This window comes from Prolixibacter sp. NT017 (assembly GCF_009617875.1).
Taxonomy (GTDB): domain Bacteria; phylum Bacteroidota; class Bacteroidia; order Bacteroidales; family Prolixibacteraceae; genus Prolixibacter.
On sequence record NZ_BLAV01000001.1, the window covers coordinates 271853 to 289374 of the forward strand.

At 44.6% G+C, this 17522-nt stretch carries 19 protein-coding genes; 13 read left to right on the forward strand and 6 right to left on the reverse strand.

Features of this window, described 5'->3' with window-relative positions:
• The first annotated feature begins 15 nt into the window (after positions 1-15).
• The 9 genes from GJU87_RS01065 to GJU87_RS01105 all read left to right on the forward strand — a co-directional run bounded on the left by GJU87_RS01065 (position 16) and on the right by GJU87_RS01105 (position 8440).
• Complete coding sequence (locus tag GJU87_RS01065) at positions 16-729, forward strand: ABC transporter ATP-binding protein (RefSeq protein WP_153637820.1); 714 nt, start codon at positions 16-18, stop codon at positions 727-729.
• A gap of 29 nt (positions 730-758) precedes the next feature.
• Positions 759-1952: a hypothetical protein gene (locus tag GJU87_RS01070; protein ID WP_153637821.1), complete on the forward strand. Its 1194-nt coding sequence runs from the start codon at positions 759-761 to the stop codon at positions 1950-1952.
• A 58-nt stretch (positions 1953-2010) separates the two neighbouring features.
• Complete coding sequence (locus GJU87_RS01075) at positions 2011-2175, forward strand: hypothetical protein (protein WP_153637822.1); 165 nt, start codon at positions 2011-2013, stop codon at positions 2173-2175.
• Positions 2176-2519: 344 nt separating this feature from the next.
• Positions 2520-3716 (forward strand): DegT/DnrJ/EryC1/StrS aminotransferase family protein, encoded by a 1197-nt coding sequence (locus GJU87_RS01080; RefSeq protein WP_153637823.1) that lies wholly within the window; start codon positions 2520-2522, stop codon positions 3714-3716.
• 3 nt (positions 3717-3719) lie between these two features.
• Complete coding sequence (locus GJU87_RS01085) at positions 3720-4796, forward strand: iron-containing alcohol dehydrogenase family protein (protein ID WP_106542434.1); 1077 nt, start codon at positions 3720-3722, stop codon at positions 4794-4796.
• Positions 4797-4806: 10 nt separating this feature from the next.
• Positions 4807-5640, forward strand: coding sequence for a 3-deoxy-8-phosphooctulonate synthase (gene kdsA / locus GJU87_RS01090; protein ID WP_153637824.1), 834 nt, complete (start codon positions 4807-4809; stop codon positions 5638-5640).
• Between the two features lie 23 nt (positions 5641-5663).
• Positions 5664-6689 (forward strand): transaldolase family protein, encoded by a 1026-nt coding sequence (locus GJU87_RS01095; protein ID WP_153637825.1) that lies wholly within the window; start codon positions 5664-5666, stop codon positions 6687-6689.
• Positions 6690-6766: 77 nt separating this feature from the next.
• Entirely contained in the window at positions 6767-7306 is a 540-nt protein-coding gene (locus tag GJU87_RS01100; RefSeq protein ID WP_153637826.1) for a nitroreductase family protein, read from the forward strand.
• A 132-nt stretch (positions 7307-7438) separates the two neighbouring features.
• Complete coding sequence (locus GJU87_RS01105; protein ID WP_153637827.1) at positions 7439-8440, forward strand: AraC family transcriptional regulator; 1002 nt, start codon at positions 7439-7441, stop codon at positions 8438-8440.
• 143 nt (positions 8441-8583) lie between these two features.
• Here the strand turns inward: GJU87_RS01105 and GJU87_RS01110 are convergent, their stop codons facing one another.
• From GJU87_RS01110 to GJU87_RS01120, 3 genes are all read right to left on the reverse strand, one after another.
• Positions 8584-8964 (reverse strand): hypothetical protein, encoded by a 381-nt coding sequence (locus tag GJU87_RS01110; protein ID WP_153637828.1) that lies wholly within the window; start codon positions 8962-8964, stop codon positions 8584-8586.
• 421 nt (positions 8965-9385) lie between these two features.
• Entirely contained in the window at positions 9386-11020 is a 1635-nt protein-coding gene (locus GJU87_RS01115; protein WP_153637829.1) for an alkaline phosphatase family protein, read from the reverse strand.
• A gap of 51 nt (positions 11021-11071) precedes the next feature.
• Positions 11072-11533, reverse strand: coding sequence for a CYTH domain-containing protein (locus GJU87_RS01120; RefSeq protein WP_153637830.1), 462 nt, complete (start codon positions 11531-11533; stop codon positions 11072-11074).
• A gap of 199 nt (positions 11534-11732) precedes the next feature.
• Here GJU87_RS01120 and GJU87_RS01125 point away from each other — a divergent pair, with 199 nt between their 5' ends.
• The 4 genes from GJU87_RS01125 to hutH all read left to right on the forward strand — a co-directional run bounded on the left by GJU87_RS01125 (position 11733) and on the right by hutH (position 15888).
• On the forward strand, positions 11733-12086 hold the full coding sequence (locus GJU87_RS01125; RefSeq protein WP_153637831.1) for a DUF4870 domain-containing protein: 354 nt from the start codon (positions 11733-11735) through the stop codon (positions 12084-12086).
• Positions 12087-12103: 17 nt separating this feature from the next.
• Entirely contained in the window at positions 12104-12727 is a 624-nt protein-coding gene (locus GJU87_RS01130; RefSeq protein ID WP_153637832.1) for a copper homeostasis protein CutC, read from the forward strand.
• A 104-nt stretch (positions 12728-12831) separates the two neighbouring features.
• Positions 12832-14196 carry a histidine--tRNA ligase gene (gene hisS, locus GJU87_RS01135; protein WP_153637833.1) on the forward strand — a complete coding sequence of 455 codons (1365 nt, stop codon included), beginning with the start codon at positions 12832-12834 and terminating at the stop codon, positions 14194-14196.
• Between the two features lie 195 nt (positions 14197-14391).
• On the forward strand, positions 14392-15888 hold the full coding sequence (gene hutH / locus GJU87_RS01140) for a histidine ammonia-lyase (RefSeq protein WP_153637834.1): 1497 nt from the start codon (positions 14392-14394) through the stop codon (positions 15886-15888).
• A 39-nt stretch (positions 15889-15927) separates the two neighbouring features.
• On the opposite strand, the gene GJU87_RS01145 is transcribed toward hutH, so the two are convergent.
• The 3 genes from GJU87_RS01145 to GJU87_RS01155 all read right to left on the reverse strand — a co-directional run bounded on the left by GJU87_RS01145 (position 15928) and on the right by GJU87_RS01155 (position 17495).
• Complete coding sequence (locus GJU87_RS01145; RefSeq protein WP_153637835.1) at positions 15928-16383, reverse strand: hypothetical protein; 456 nt, start codon at positions 16381-16383, stop codon at positions 15928-15930.
• Between the two features lie 12 nt (positions 16384-16395).
• Entirely contained in the window at positions 16396-16887 is a 492-nt protein-coding gene (locus GJU87_RS01150) for a hypothetical protein (protein WP_153637836.1), read from the reverse strand.
• Positions 16888-16949: 62 nt separating this feature from the next.
• Positions 16950-17495 carry an RNA polymerase sigma factor gene (locus GJU87_RS01155; RefSeq protein WP_153637837.1) on the reverse strand — a complete coding sequence of 182 codons (546 nt, stop codon included), beginning with the start codon at positions 17493-17495 and terminating at the stop codon, positions 16950-16952.
• Positions 17496-17522: the final 27 nt, after the last annotated feature.

Here is a 17522-nt window from a genome sequence, read left to right on the forward strand (position 1 = left end):
AAAATATGTCAAGCCATGTCAATTATAACAATAAATGATTTGCATAAAGTTTACGATGGAACCCAGGTTGAGGTCCATGCGGTAAACGGAGTTACCCTGAACATCGAAGAAGGTGAATTTTCGGCATTGGTCGGGCCTTCCGGTTCAGGAAAAACGACCCTGATGAATATGCTTGGTGGGCTCGATCGTCCTACCTCGGGGCAGGTTTTGATTAACGGAACCGATTTGAGCCAACTGAAAGATTCGGAATTGATTGATTTCCGTCTCCATCACATTGGTTTTGTCTTTCAGTCGTATAACTTGATACCGGTGTTAACGGCTCTGGAAAACGTCGAGTTTATTATGCACTTGCAGGGAGTTCCGAGTGCTGAACGACATGCGCGTGCCAGGGAATTACTGGAAGCGGTAGGACTGGGAGATCGTCTGAATAGTCGTCCCGGACAGCTTTCCGGCGGACAGCAGCAACGTGTCGCTGTAGCCCGGGCACTTGCTTCGAAGCCCCGTTATGTGCTGGCCGATGAACCGACAGCCAACCTCGATTCTCATTCAACCGAGAATCTGCTTGACATCATGGAAGAGTTGAACCACAAAGAGAACATCACCTTTGTGTTTTCAACCCACGATGCCCGCGTAGTCAAAAAGGCGCACCGCGTAATTGTCCTCGAAGACGGTAAAGTGATTTCGGACGAGGTGAGAGAAAAAGCGGGAGTAAGCCATTCGAACGAGTAAATAGCCAACATTCTTAAAGTGTAGAAGAAATGTTGTTAAGGAGACTTAGGAAATATCTGATATTCATCGCGCTCGTTGGTGCAATTGGGAACGTGTCAGCTCAGGACAGCAAGCTTGCCTTCAATGGTTATATAAAGGATATGCAGACCTTTTATAATCTGAAGATGCCGGTTACGCTTGGCCCCGGGCAAACCTTCGATAATATTACCTACAACCTGCTGCACAACCGGTTGAATTTTAAATGGTACACCAATTCGTGGTTAACTACAACCTTCGAGTTTCGCAATCGGTTGTTTTCCGGAAAATTTATTAATGATTATCCGGAATATGCCAGCATGATTGAAAAGGACAATGGATGGATGGATTTGTCGTGGAACTGGGCTACCGGGAAAGGCTGGTTTGTGAATACGACGATTGACCGGATTTATTTCGATATGAATTTTAATAAGTGGAATGTTCGTGTCGGCCGGCAACGTATCAACTGGGGAATCAACCTGGTATGGAATCCAAACGATGTGTTCAATGCTTTCGACTATTTTGATTTCGATTACGAAGAACGGCCTGGAACGGATGCAATTAAAATTACCCGTTACACCGGGGTAATGTCCTCAGCAGAGTTGGTCTACAAAGGAGGTCGTAACAGCGATCAAATGGCACTGGCCGGGCGTTACCGGTTTAATTTGCACAATTATGATTTTCAGGTCATCGGTGGTTGGGTTGGCACCGACTGGATTGTCGGAACTGGTTGGGCCGGCGATATCCATGGAGCGGGTTTTCGCGGCGAAATCACTCATTTTGAACCATTGCCCGATAAGAAGGATGTCTCGTTTGCTTCGACGGTAGCTTCGGTATCGGCTGATTATACGTTTACAAACAGCCTTTATATCCACAGCAGTGTTCTGTATAACAGTCATGGCACGAACGGCCCGGCTGGCGGGATGAATTACCTGATGAATGCCAACCTTTCGGCTAAGATGTTGTCGCTGGCAAAATGGTCACTCTTTGGACAGGTCAGTTATCCGGTTACGCCACTCATCAATGCCGATTTTTCATCGATAGTCAATCCGGGCGACGGCTCATTCTATCTTGGACCAGGTGCGACGCTTTCCATTACCGATAACCTGGATTTCTTTGTTATGGGACAACTGTTTGAAGGCAGTCCCGGAACAGAGTTCGGAGATTATGGAAAGGCATGGTTTGCCCGCCTGAAATGGAGCTTTTAATGCCAAGATGACCAAAAGTTGTGCAAAAAGAGTTGTTTTCCTGGCAAAGACTATCAGAATGACAGCAAAGAGGGGAATTATCCTTGCAAAGAGGGGGGATTTCCATGCAAAGACAGCCAAAATAGCTGCAAAGATGGTAGATACCTCTGCAGAGATTGACAAATTGTTCGGCAGAAGACGAAATGTATGTGCAGGAGGCATAAAAACCGGGCAGGACGATTAAATGAATCAGCAGGAGGGCTGTGATGTATCAAAATGTTAGTTTTATTAACGCGAGAGAGCAATTATTGAAAAATGGTTGGCGACAATCAACAGATTGATACATTGCAGCATTGCAAATGTGCATGAAACTTTCGAGGTTTAGCCTTCCGGGAATCAATGAGAGAGCCATCTGTACAAAGAAAAAAAGAGGGGTCTTTTCAATCAGGAATAAGTTCGTTATTTTAGAGAGCTAAAATCCACGACTGATGTTACAATTATTTAAATTCATTTCTACATAGTTAGCAAAGCATTCGCTTTGTTTTTATTCCAAATTTTCAAAATAAAATAATCTAAAATATACTTATTATGGCCGGAACAGAACTTTTCGGTGCGGAGGAGAAAAAAGAGGTTATGGATGTGCTGGAGACAGGCATTCTCTTTCGCTATAATCACGATGACCAACGGAAAAATATCTGGAAAGCGAAAACATTTGAGCAGGAGTTCGCCAAATATCTGGGTAGCAAACATGCCCATTTCTGTTCCAGTGGGACAGCAGCAGATGCCATCTCGCTGGCAGTAAGTGGTATCGGTGTTGGCGACGAGGTAATTGTGCCTCCATATACGTTTATAGCACCTATAGAAGCGGTGTTGATGGCCGGTGGTGTTCCTGTATTTGCTGATATTGACGAGACTTTGTGTTTGAGTCCCGAAGCAATTGAGAAAGCTATTACGCCAAGAACCAAAGCCGTGTTGCTCATCCAGGTTTTCGGGTCAATGGGGCGCATGGACGAGATCGTTGAGGTGTGTAAAAAACATAACCTGAAACTGATTGAAGATGCGGCTCCGGCATTAGGCGGAAGCTATAAAGGCAAAATGCTCGGAACATTTGGTGATGTTTCTGCGTTCTCATTTGACTTTTACAAGATCATCACTGCAGGTGAAGGTGGTGCTGTAGCCATGAATAGCGATGAGTTGTTTGAAAAAGCACACATGTACGCCGATCATGGACACGATCACATTGGGAATAACCGCGGCGCAGAGCAGCATCCGATACTCGGATTTAATTTCCGCGGATCGGAGCTACACGCAGCAGTTGCTTTGGCACAATTGCGTAAATTGCCATACATTATTGAACAGCAGCGGAAAAATCAGGCTGCATTGAAGGAAGTACTCGGTGAGTTCGACGAAATTCAACTCAGAGAAGTGCCTGATCCGGAAGGCGATTCAGCTACTTTCCTGAGCTTCTTCCTGCCGGATGCAGCAAAAGCACGTGCTGTATTCGACGCGATTCAGGAGCAGGGAATTGGTTCGGCTTACTGGTATCAGAACAATTTCCATTATCACAGACAATGGGAGCATCTGAAAAAGCTGAAATCGATTTATCCGCTGCCGTTGACTGCTGTGGATAATGTGCCCGATTACGAGAATCTCTCATTACCTGCAACGGATGCCATTATGGAACGTCTGGTAATGATTCAGATTATGGTGAACTGGAGTGATGAAAAAGTAAAAGAGTTGCAAGCGAAACTAAGAACTGCACTGCAAAGCGCACTAAACAAATAATGGATGCTCAGGAATTATAAAGCCGTTGGCCGTGTACTTTACGGCCGGAACGCATTTGCTCAGTTAGATGATATCTTCGAACCGCTTCGAGTTGACGCTGGTTCCTATGTTCTTTTTCTGCTCGACGAGTATTTTGAAGGAAAAGACCTGGTGAAAAGAATTCCAATGAAAAATGGGGATTTGATCCGCTTTATGGATGTAACTGACGAGCCAAAAACAAAAGTGGTGGATGCTTTGGTTGAAGAGGTGATGAACGAGAAGGGGATGGCTCCTGTTTCGGTTGTCGGAATCGGCGGCGGAAGCGTGATGGACTATGCCAAAGCGACCCGTCTCATGTTTACCAATCCCGGTTCATCTGCCCGTTACCAGGGCTTGGACCTGATTAAAAACAAAGGTGTTCATTGTACGGTGGTACCGACCATTTCTGGAACCGGTGCCGAAGTTTCGATGACGACCGTTTTAACTGGTCCGGAAAAGAAGCTGGGAATTAAAGGCGATTTTACTCCGGCTGACCAGGTCGTACTTGATCCGGATCTGATTAGTTCAGTTCCCGATCCGCAGCATTTCTACACGGCAATGGATTGTTACATTCATAATGTGGAGGCACTGAACGGAAACCGGAAAACAGTCATGGGAGCTTCTCTTGGTCGTGAGTCGTTGCAACTATGTCAGGAAATTTTCCTTTCGGGAAATAGCCGCACACCGGAAAATGATGAAAAACTGATGGTCGCCTCTTATCTGGGTGGACTCTCGCTAACTTATTCCGAAGTGGGGGCCTGCCATGCTATTTCGTATGGATTGGCTACCGTAACCGGAATTCACCACGGAATCGGAAACTGTATTGTTTTCAACCAGCTGGATGAGTTCTATCCGGAGGAAGTGAAAGAATTCCGCAAGATGATGGAGATAAACAAAGTGGATCTGCCGAAAGGTGTCTTAAAAGATTATTCTTCCGAAGATATCGAGAAGATGGTGGATGTGGCTCTGACATTGACTTTCATGTGGGCGCACGTGGCTGGTCCCGAGTGGGAAAAAGTAATTACCCGCGAAAAACTCAGGGATTTATACATGAAAATGTAAATTTGGTACCATGGATAAGAAAATAGTACACGTTGGTGATATTGCCTGTGGCTCCGATAAATTGTTTCTAATTGCCGGACCATGCGTGGTGGAAGACGTCAAAACAATGATGGTCACAGCTGAATTTCTGGTTGACCTGTCACAGAAACTGAATATTCCGCTCGTATTCAAATCATCTTTTCAGAAAGACAACCGGAGTTCGCTCGAATTTTATTCGGGCCCGGGAATGGAGCGTGGCCTCGAAATTCTTCGGAAAATAAAGGAACAGTTCCAGGTGCCTATCATTACCGATGTGCATTATCCGGAGCAGATAAAAATGGCGGCCGACGTGGTCGATATCATTCAGATTCCGGCCTATCTCTGCATGCAGAGTACAATGGTTGTTGAGGCTGCCAAGACCGGGAAGGTGATTAACATCAAGCACGGACAATTTCTGGCACCTGAGAACATGATCAAACCGGTTGAAAAGGCGGTGAGTTCAGGAAATGATCAGATTTTGCTGACGGAACGTGGGTATACTTTTGGCTACAACGATTTGGTTGTTGACCCGAGGAGTTTCTATCATCTTCGTCAAACTGGTTACCCGGTTATTTTCGACGTTACTCACTCCATCCGTAAATATGGAATCCCAAGTGCCGATCCGGCAGGTGGTTCAAGGGAATTTATTCCTACCCTGGCAAGGGCTGGTGTGGCTGCAGGCATCGATGGTCTCTTCCTCGAAACCCATCCCGATCCCTCGAGAGCGTTATGTGACGCTGCCAGTCAGATGTGTATCGATGATGTGGAATCGTTCCTGAAACCGCTCATCGAGTTCCATGATCTGGAAGTAAAATATCGTGATTAATTAAACAAATAAACTCACAAAGAATGGAATTTTTCCTTGACTCAGCCAACTTCGAAGAAATTGAAGAAGCGCTCAAGCTTGGATTCATCGATGGCGTTACAACCACCCCGACATTTATGCACCTGAATGGCCTGACAGACGTTGACGGCGCCATTGTGAAATTGTCGAAAATGGTGCCGGTACTGATGATTGAGGCGCTTGGTGAAAAGGCTGAAGATATTGTCGCAGAGGCTCACAGGCAATTGGCCCTGGGGCTCGATAAAAAGAAAACTGTTTTCAAGATTCCAGTCTCCATGGAAGGAATCCGCGCTTGCAAAATGTTGCGCGATGAGGATATCATGGTGAATATTCACTTGGTATACAATATCCAACAGGCATTGCTGGCATTAACCGCGGGTGCCAATTATGTATGTGTGCTGGTTGGCCGGATGCAGGATCAGGGACATAATGCGCTGGAATTGGTTGGGGATATCGTTGAGACAATTAATCATTATGGTTATGAGTCGAAGCTGATGTTTTCGTCAGTGCGTCATGCTGAACACATTCGTAATGCGATGTTGCTGGGCGCTCATAACATTACCATCCCGTGGAAGGTTATGAAGAAACTGGCTGATAACAATTTCACGAAAGTGGGAACAGACCAGTTTGTTGCCGATACCCGAATGATTACCATGCAGGTGAAAGAGGTGATTTCTGATCACAATCCGGTGATTGAGAAATCAGCAATGGTGATGGAGGCCTTAATCAAAATGAGTGAGTCCGGTTTGGGTGCCGTTTCGGTAGTCGACAAAGACGGCGGGCTGGAAGGTATTTTTACCGACGGTGATTTGCGTCGCCAGCTTCGCGACAATGGGCAGGATATCCTGCACGAGCAGATCGAAAAGCACATGACGGCAAATCCACTTTCCATCGATTCAAAGGCGATGCTGAAAGAAGCAGCTGGTCTGATCGAGGAAAGCCAGGTAGATAACCTTGTAGTTGTACAGGACGGCAAACCGGTCGGAATGCTCGATGTACAGGATTTAGTTAAGCTTGATTTACTGAAGTAATATAACTTACAAATGAGGGAAAAGCAGTTACCGGTTTTCGGAGCTGCTTTTCTTGTTTGTATCCAAATGGTTTCGATATGAATTTTCTGCAGCTGGTAACCCAACGCCAAAGCGATCGTTCTTACACCGATAAGCCCGTCGAACCGGAGAAGCTGGAACGGATTCTGGAGTGTGCCCGGTTGGCTCCATCGGCCTGCAATGCGCAACCCTGGCATTTAATTGTGGTTGATGATGAAGACAAACGGCATAAAATTGCTGAAGCCGCATCGAGTCGCGCATTGGGAATGAACCATTTTTCATGGCAGGCACCGGTTCAAATCGTTATCGTGGAGGAGAAGCCGAACTTTACGTCCAAAGCCGGCGGATGGATAAAAAAGAAGCATTTCCCGTTGATGGATATTGGAATTGTTGCAGAACATATTTGTCTGGCCGCAGCTGCCGAAGGTGTGGGAAGCTGCATGATTGGCTGGTTTAATGAAGCCAAAGTTCGTAATACACTGGGAGTTCCGGACAGTAAACGTATTCCGTTAATCATAGCTTTAGGATATACTGATAAACCTCTTCGGAAAAAGCTGAGAAAAAATGCAGAAGATATTATTACCAGAAATCACTATTAATCACTAAATTGACATAAGAGGATGATTTGTTATTAAACATATGCAGATATTCTTCTAATTATATACAGTATATTGCATAAGTCATAAACCTTTTAGGTTTCATGAGTGTTTTCTATCAAAAATGGATGAATAATGAACTTCCGTATTCAATCGACAAAGCTTAGCGACTGGTTAAGCGATTTTGCCAAGCAGACCGGTGGTGAAATAAAAGGAAACAAGGTTATTATCCCTCAATCGATGGGTGAAGGCTTCTTTGAACTGGTGGAATTTACTCCTTCGTTCTACGCGGCCATTACTGAGTTGAAACTGAAGGATCCTGTCCCTTCCATTTTATTGAAGGTCCCGTCTTTTATGGAAGGATACTTTCAGATTCATCTTTTCAATCAAAAGGATCAGTCGACACTGTTTTACAACGATCACCGACTGGGGCCGAATATGGTTGCTACCAACGGGGTTTTCTTCGGATCGGCAGAGCAGAGCAGGTTGCTGGGCTTCGAGGTTGGAAAAACGACTTCGGTAGTCACCTTGCTTTTTTCTTCACCTTCGGTGCGGGAGTTTTTTCCGGACATTGATAATGAGTATCTGGAAGGTGTTTTCTATTCAGGGCGCCCGTTCCTGTTACAGCATCCAATTACACCCGATTTGCAAAAAATAGCGGCCAAACTCATTTCTCCATCGGTGAATTCTTCCGTAAGGGGAATATTCCTTCACGGAAAATCTCTCGAGTTTATCAGCTTGTTGCTGGATAGTCTGGAGGAAAAATACCAGGGGAAATTTGAATTTACAGCCAAGCCCGACGATATTACCCGCATACTTCAGGTAAGGGAACAAATCCTTTCTGATTTGAATGCACATCCCGGTATTCCGGAGTTGGCATCCATTGCTGTGATGAGTGAGAGCAAACTACACAAAACCTTTAAGCAGGTATTCGGAAAATCGGTGTATCAATACCGGTTGGAAGCGCGGATGGAAGTGGCCCGTCTGCAGTTAATCTCGCGTGAATACTCGGTGAAGGAAGTTGGATATTCGTTGGGATATTCAAACATCAGTCAGTTTATTAAAGCATTTAAGAAAGCTTACGGAAAAACGCCGAAAAGCTATTTGAAAGAATATTCGCTGGAAAGCGGAGAATAAAAAACAAAAAAGAGGATGGTCAAATGGTCATCCTCTTTTTTACAGCCTTAATCGTTTTAAATATCTCTAAGAATATTGCTGTAAAGTTACGTGTCAGTCTGGTTAAAGAGACTGAACGTCTGTTAATAAAAAGAAAATCTACCTCATAGGCGGTAGGGAAGAAATGCTCTTTCCAGTTCGTCCATCTTCATCGAAGCATCTTTCATCATCAGGTTAATGTTTTCGTGCGAATCAAAATCCTGGTGGGTCTCGCTGATTGGATAATCCGGTGCGTGTGACGGAATTTGCTCTTCCTGAACTTTGATTTCATTTAAAACATCGATTAAATCGTTGCGCAGGCTGTGAAATGCCAATTCCAGCTCCGATAGATTTTGCTCGTGTTTCCACTCAGGCGATGCCGCCTTCAACTCCTTAATCCGGGCTTGGTATAAACGGATTTTGTTCCGTAAAAAAGCAATCCGGTTTTTCCACATTTTGTAGTCAAAATCGATATCCGGTATCGATATGGTTCCGGCATGTGTCATGTGAATAATTTTAAGTTAATAATTGAATTTGTAAATAGTCGCAATATCGTAGACACAGGTGTTGAGAAAAGCGAAGGATTCCCATTAAGTTACCATTAGATGGCGCGAAATTGCAGTCTGAAACAGATTTCCGGTCGCTCATGTATTCCTGAATAAATCAGGTAAGCAAATCATTAAAATGCAGGATAAAAGTTTGGTCGTTGGCTTGCTGTTTGCAAACAGATGATGATACTTCCTTTTTCTTTTTTCTCTTCGCCATGCCTTGCAACTTTGTAAATTACAGAATAATCTGAAATAAATCAAGTTGTGGCCTATTGATTAACAGTTGTTTAACGTTTGGGTGGAGATTCCTTAAAATGGAGAAGCAAAAAAGAAGCCGGTATTTATGTGCCGGCTTAATACATTTATGATGAGTAGAATATTACTTTCTGACATTGATAATGCTGCCTCTGGCTGCATTCGGAGGCATGATTCCGAGGAAATCAGCCAAAGTTGGAACCACATCCATAATATTGGTGCGTTGGTTCAGTGTTCCGTGTTTTACGTGTCCGCCCCAAAATATCAGAGGAACCTGGCTGTTTTCAGTGTAATCGATGCGGCGGTATTTTTCTTTGGGTTGCCAGCCTTCCTCGAAACGAAGAAGCACATCTCCTGAACGCTTCGGATTGTAACTATTCTGGAACGGAGCGAAAGCGCTTCCCAGTAAGTTGACCGATTCGAGATCGGATGCTGCACGGCAACTGGCCACTCCCTGAAATTGATTGAGGAAAGTCGCTGCGTCCTTTTGCATGGCTGCCAAATCGATATTTCGTTCACTGATGAGGTCACGATCGAAGTAAACCTGCTGGTTCATGTAGGTCTCCACATAGTTGCCTTGCCCGTATTTAATGTTGAGGTAGGCTTTCAGCAGTGCGACGGCTCCTTCCGGATTGAAAGTTCCGGCCTGCATATGAAATTCTTCTTTTAGGTAAGAAGAAGGATAAGACGCGCTGGATGTTCCGGTCAAAAACACAACTACATTGTCCTTGCCAACTGTTCTGTCAAGGTAATTCAGCAGGTGCGCAATATTCTGATCCATTCTCAGGTACGTATCTTCCATTTCAACTGAAGCCGGACCAAATGAATTCCGTTCGTAGTCCATCGACGAAAACGTCACTGTAAGCATATCGGGGACACTGTCCTGTCCAAGTCCTTCGTTGGCAATGAGTGAAGTGGCAAAGTCCGAAACCATCAGATTCCCGAAAGGAGTGGTTTTTAACACGCGGTAATCGCCTGAACGTTTTTGAATTTTGGAAAGATCGTAGGGGAATGTATTCCATTTATCGTAATAGCCGGGCTCGAGAATGTAATTGTCCGGAATACTCTCGGTGTAATTTGAAATGGGGTACAAGGTCTCCCATTTCCGGCTGAGATAATCGTCAGCCAGTTTTTGACTATTGAAGTTGAAAGCCCAGTCGGGGAAATTTTCGACATAGTATGAACTGGAAATCATATTGCCACTCTCCGTGTCGAACCAGTAAGCTCCATCACCCGAATGACCCGCTGAAAAAATAGCAGCCGGGGCATTCAATGCAACACTGTAGACCTTGGCTTTCCCGTTGGTCATTATTTTCAGGGCATCGCCTATGGTTGGCGTCATCAGTTTCATCGCCGAACGGTCGCCTTGCGCACTGTTCGAACCAACCGTGGTGTAATAGTCGTCGTGTGTGCAGTTGATTACTTTCTTCTTCAACCGGTCGATCCACTGATCGTTCACAATTCCGTTTAACGATGGAGCGGCACCGGTAAAAAGTGTGGCCATTCCAACGGACGGGCGCTGAATAAGATTATCGATGTGATTGTTCCGGCAAACAAATCCCTGGTTGACCAGTCGTCGAAAACCATCTGTCCGGAACTTATCCCAATAACGGTCGATGTAATCGGGCCGGATGTCTTCTACTACAATTCCCACCACCAGTTTGGGACGATAGGTTTTTCCGTTTGCATGCGACTGTGCATGCAGCAGGACGGGACTTAATATGCCCAGGAGAAAAATTGCGAAACGTTTGGTGTACATTAGAATATGCTTCGAAAGTAATCAATGAAACTCAGGTAAACTCACATGCATTTACCATTCCGAAAATGGATTTTTGGCAAGATAGGAATTAAAATAATGCGGATCTCCGGTTACCTCTTCTCCAATCCAGGGCGGGAGCATAAAACCTTCATCTTCCGATTCGAGCTCTATTTCAGCCATAATCAAACCCTCGTTGGCTCCAATAAACTCGTCTACTTCCCATATTTTTCCTTCGAAAGGAATTTTACTTCTGAATTTTTCCACCGGCTGAGTAACACTTAGGTTCATCAGTTCACGGGCATCGCTAACCGGAATTTCGTACTCAAACTCAGGCCGTGTAAAGCTCTCCACTTTTCCTTTGATGGTCAGATAGCCACGGTTGCCGGCAATCCGAATCCGGATAGTTCTTTCCGGATCGATGGTTAAATATCCCTGAATATAGTGGACGGGAGGTGCCATAATGCGCCAGTCTTCGTTTGTAACGAGAAATTTCCGCTCAGTTTCTTGTGCCATGTATTTATTTGATTTTGCCCAAAGGTAGAAATTATTTCAGGTGTAAACTCATTTTGGAACAGGCAGCAGAGACGAATCACGGGAACTTAATTCTTTCTTCATCTTTGCGAAAGGTGGTTAACCTGTATTTAACTATAATGAAGCTGAAATGCATTGGGTGTGCCGTTTTTTTCCCTTATTTTTATAAAAACATTTTGCCATGGAACTCATTGTAACCGATCATGACGAGAAAACCTGGGGTATGATGTGCCACTTTGCCTCATTTTTGGGTTTTGTTGTACCACTGGGGAATATCCTCGGACCGCTGCTGGTTTACCTGATGAAAAAAGACATTTACCGTTTTGTGGAAGAACAGGGAAAAGAGTCGATTAATTTTCAAATTTCGATGACGATTTACCTGTTGATTTGCATTCCGCTGGTATTTGCCATTATTGGCATTATTATTTTACCGGCACTGCTTATTTTTTGGATAACTGTGGTGATTGTAGCCGCGGTGAGAAATTCTGAAGGTAGGAGTTACCGGTATCCGATGACCATTCGGTTTATTCAGTAATCAATTTTTAGCGAAATATGATTAAAGAGGTGTGCGTGGAGAGTCTGGCTGAAGCCCTGAATGCGGTTCATGCCGGAGCGACTCGTATTGAGCTGTGCGAAAATCTGACAGTAGGAGGAACAACGCCGTCGTATGGCACGATAAAGAAATGCAAAGAGGTGTTGCCGGTTCCTTTTATGGTAATGATTCGTCCACGTGGTGGCGATTTTGTTTACACGGATGATGAGTTCGATTTGATGAAGGATGATATCGCGGTTTGTAAAGAACTGAAAGCAACGGGAGTGGTTTTGGGTTTACTCACCACCTCCGGGCAGATTGATATTCCGCGAACGCGTGAATTGATTGAATTAGCTCGTCCGATGCAGGTAACGTTTCACAAGGCAATTGACGTGGTAGAAGATATTCCCGGGGCAACCCGGCAATTGAAAGAGTTAGGTGTGAACCGGATACTTTCTTCCGGGGGAAAGCCAACTGCACTTGAAGGAGCCGTAATGCTAAAGCAGATGCTGGAAATTGGCGGCGATAATATGCGCATTATTGTTGCAGGAAAAGTAACCAACGAAAATCTAGAGCAGGTAAAAAGCCTGGTGCCATCCGGTGAATTTCACGGTAGGAAATTGGTTGGAGATATTGCCTTATAAATAAGTGGTAAACTACCGTGAATCTTAGTGGTTTCAATATTTTCTTTAATTTTGCAGTTTCTCAGTGAAACGATAAGCATAGTAAAGAAAATCATAAACAACTCATGGCACAGAAACCATCTATCCCCAAAGGAACGCGCGATTTTTCACCGGAAGAAATGGTGAAAAGAAATTACATTTTCGATACCATCAAACAGGTGTTTCGTTTGTATGGTTTTCAGTCCATCGAGACTCCGGCCATGGAGAACCTTTCTACTTTGATGGGCAAGTACGGGGAAGAAGGGGATAAACTTCTTTTTAAAATATTGAATTCCGGCGATTTCTTGTCGAAAGTTAACGATAGTGAACTGGCTGGAAAAGATTCCATAAAAGTTACCAATCAAATTTCGGAAAAGGGGTTGCGGTACGATTTGACCGTTCCGTTTGCCCGTTACGTGGTGCAACACCGCAACGAGATTACCTTCCCGTTCAAACGTTTCCAGATTCAGCCGGTTTGGCGCGCCGATCGTCCTCAGAAAGGCCGTTACCGCGAATTTTTCCAGTGCGATGTGGATGTGATTGGCTCCGATTCGTTGCTGAACGAAGTAGAGTTGATTCAGATTGTCGATGAGGTTTTCCGTCGTTTAAATATCAACGTGGTTTTAAAGTTGAATAACCGGAAAATCCTTTCGGGAATAGCGGAAACTATTGGCGAGAAAGATCGGATTGTCGACATTACCGTAGCAATCGATAAGCTCGATAAAATTGGTCTGGAGAAGGTGAATGCCGAGTTGGAAGAAAAAGGAGTTTCGGGCGAAGCCATTGGCAAACTGCAACCCATTTTGAAATTAAGCGGAACCAACGAAGAGAAACTGGAGCAGATTGAGCGGGTGATTAACAGCTCGGAAACAGGCCTGAAGGGTATCGAGGAAGTTCGAACGATTTTCAATTACCTGAAACAACTTGATTTGGGTACGGAAGTAGAGCTCGATTTAACGCTGGCTCGTGGATTGAATTATTATACCGGAGCGATTTTCGAGGTAAAAGCCAAAGACATGGAAATTGGTTCCATCACCGGCGGCGGCCGTTATGATGACCTGACTGGTATTTTCGGTTTGCCCGATGTGTCCGGTGTGGGAATTTCATTCGGTGCCGATCGTATTTATGATGTCATGACCCAACTCGATCTTTTCCCGAAAGACCGTGTAACCAGCACCAAACTTATGTTTGTGAATTTCGGTCCGGAAGAAGAGAAATATTGTTTGCCGATGTTGGCCAAACTGCGTGCTGCTGGTGTAAATGCGGAGATTTATCCGGAAGCTGCCAAGATGAAGAAGCAGATGAATTACGCCAACAAGAAAGGAATTGCCTTTGTAGCGATGGCTGGTGAAAATGAGATTGCAGACGGCCTTTTCACTCTGAAAAACATGGAAACAGGTAATCAGCAACAATTTGATTCTCGTCAGTTGCTCGAAACCCTGACAAAATAGGTTTTTTATTTTCGATGAGGTTCTTATTTTTCAGGCGTCATGAAAAGAAGCCGGGAAAATAAATCCTATCGAAAGGTTAAAACGGTGGGAGGCGATATTCGCTTCCCGTGAATCCGGATGAAACGTTAGCAAAATGGCGTATTCCACTTCCTGGGATGCGACGAATTTATGTTGAACAATTTATCCGGAATTTTTATGTCTGAAAATATTCATTACATCTCTCCGGCAAAACTGACGTTTGAAGATGTTGAGGAGTTGCTGGAAAATCATAAAACACTCGCTCTTTCCGAGGAATCGAAAAAGCTGATCATCGATTGCAAAGCCTGGCTGGATAAAAAGCTGGCCGGCAGTGAGGAACCGATCTACGGAATCAATACGGGCTTTGGCGCCCTGTGCGATCGCGAAATCTCAAAAGATGATCTGAGTAAACTTCAGGAGAACCTGGTTTTATCGCATGCCTGCAACGTAGGACCCGAAATCCCGCACGAAGTGGTGAAGCTGATGCTCTTCCTCAAAGCGCATGCTCTGTCTTACGGGAAATCGGGAGTACAGCTGAAAACAGTTCAGCGCATTATCGAAATGTTTAACCACGATGTGATTCCCGTGGTTTGCGAGCAAGGTTCACTCGGAGCGTCAGGTGATTTGGCACCACTTGCCATGTTGTTTCTTCCATTGCTTGGCAAAGGTGAAGTTTACTATCGCGGCGAGCGGATGGAAGCGTCATATGTGCTGGAAACATTAGGTTGGGAGCCTATCCGCCTTGAGGCAAAGGAAGGTCTTGCTCTTTTGAACGGAACACAGTTTATGCTGGCGCACGGCATTTATACTTTGCTCAAGGCTTTCCGCATTGCCAAATACGCAGATGTTATCGGAGCGTTGTCGCTTGATGCATTTAATGGCCTAATCGGACCTTTTGAAGAGCGCATTCAACGAATCCGGCCACATCATGGTCAAATTGAAACAGCACGTAATTTTCGTTCCATCCTTTCGGGAAGTGAACTGATAAACCGACCCAAAAAGCACGTTCAGGATCCTTATTCATTCCGCTGTATCCCGCAGGTTCACGGCGCAGTGAAAGATGCTGTCGATTATGTGGCAAACGTAATCGAAGTGGAGATGAATTCGGTGACTGATAACCCAACCATTTTCCCGGATGACGATATGATTGTGTCTGGTGGTAATTTCCATGGTGAACCGCTGGCGCTCTCGCTTGACTTCTTGTCGATAGCATTGTCGGAGCTTGGTAGTATTTCAGAAAGAAGAACCTACCGCTTGATTTCCGGCGAACGTGATTTGCCTGAATTTCTGGTGGCGAATCCAGGATTGAATTCTGGTTTCATGATTCCGCAATACGCCGCTGCTTCTATTGTAAGTCAAAGTAAACAGTTGTGTACGCCTGCATCAGTCGACTCCATTCCTTCGTCGAATGAGCAGGAAGACCATGTGAGTATGGGAGGAAACGCGGCAACCAAGGTGTTGAAGGTGGCAGACAATACCTTGAAGATTCTATCTATCGAGCTTTACAATGCGTCGCAGGCATTGGAGTTTCGACGCCCGATGAAGACTTCTCCTTATCTGGAAGATTTCTTGAAACAGTACCGCACCCGCGTTGACTTTGTAGAAGAAGACACGCTGATGTATGAGGGCATCAATCAAACCATCGACTTTTTGGATAAAGGCAGATTTGCCTGATAAACAAAAAAGCCGGAGTTTATCGCTCCGGCTTTTCTTTTAGTCTTTATCATGTTTTCGTCGATATTCCCGCATCAGGTAACTCATAAATTTCTGCTCGGCGAAATAAAGTGTTACGACCTTATTGGCAGGAAGTACTTTGAGTAGTTTGTCGTTATACTCCTTCATCATTTGTCCTTCGCGGAGATGGATATCGGCGTATTTTTCGGCCATTTGACGAAATTGGGCTTCGGTCATATTCACTGAATCGGTGTGGAACTTGTTTTCCAAATCCCTCTTTTCGTGCCAAATCTTTGCCCGTTCATCTTCCAGCATGTTGTAAACAGGCCAGAAATTTTGCGCCTCTTCGGGGGTCAATGAAAGTTGTTCTGTGAGGAACGCGATTTTCTGGTTTTTGATGGCATCCCATCCGGGAAAATCTTTTTTGGAGTGATGTTGAGCAAAAAGCGAAGGTCCGGTCAGGAACAATATGGCGATTAGTATCAGCTTTTTCATTATTCCGGTATTTTATTGATTGTAGTTTCGAATGATTTCCCAATCAGAGTAATTCATAACAATGTAATCTTCAATTTGCTGCGAAGTCAATGAGTCAGCAGCCATCGAATTGTCTACTTCGTTCAGGGTGCTCAGGATCTGAAGATCGTCAGAGCTGGAAAACACCTGATAGTTCATCAATGTTTCAAAATAGCTGTCATTGTTTGCAACTGTCTGAACGGTATTGCCCGGATGTTTGGTCAGGTAATTATTCCAGATTTGCGGAAGAAAATTTTCCAGCGGAACATACAACAGAAAGAAAACCAGCGCGAAACTGGCGGCCAGCCCTACAACCGGCTTGAAAATGTTTAACCACCGCTGCCGCGTGACCGGTTTTTCTTCAGCCTGAATACGACTGTTCAATCGTTCGGAGAAGGTATCGAAATAAGCCTCCGGCGTACCAAACGGACTTTCCCTTTTTATCTGGGACAGTGGCGACTCCTTATGTTCTTTTTTCTCCTTCATCGGATTTTTCAGCTTTCAGAATTTTAGACACGATTCGTTATCAAAGGTTTAATTCATTAAAGTTAATTGTGTTCAATGTATGCTTCAATTTTTTTCACCGCATGATGGTAAGAAGCTTTCAGTGCTCCCACCGATGTTTCCAGTATTTCAGCCATCTCATGGTATTTCATCTCGTCGAAATATTTCATGTTGAAAACCAACCGCTGTTTATCGGGTAGCGTCAGGATGGCTTTCTGTAATTTTTTTTGCGCCTGGTCCCCCTCAAAATATTCGTCGGCCTCCAGTGTCGACAACAGGAATTCACTTCCTTCATCCAGTAAATGATGGGATTTTCGTTTTTGCTCGTTGATAAAACTCAACGCTTCGTTGGTGGCAATGCGGTACAACCAGGTAAACAGGCTGGAATCGGCCCGAAAATTCTCAACACTCTTCCAGACTTTCAAAAACACATTCTGCAGGACGTCATCTGTATCATCATGATTTACAACGATCTTCCGGACGTGCCAATACAAACGCTCCTGGTATGATTTTACCAGGATGTGAAAGGCCATAGCTCGTCTGGTTTCGTCCTTTAGTTCGCTTATTAAATCACTTTCGTCGATGTCCATGCAAATGCGGAATTCCCTTCTTATTCA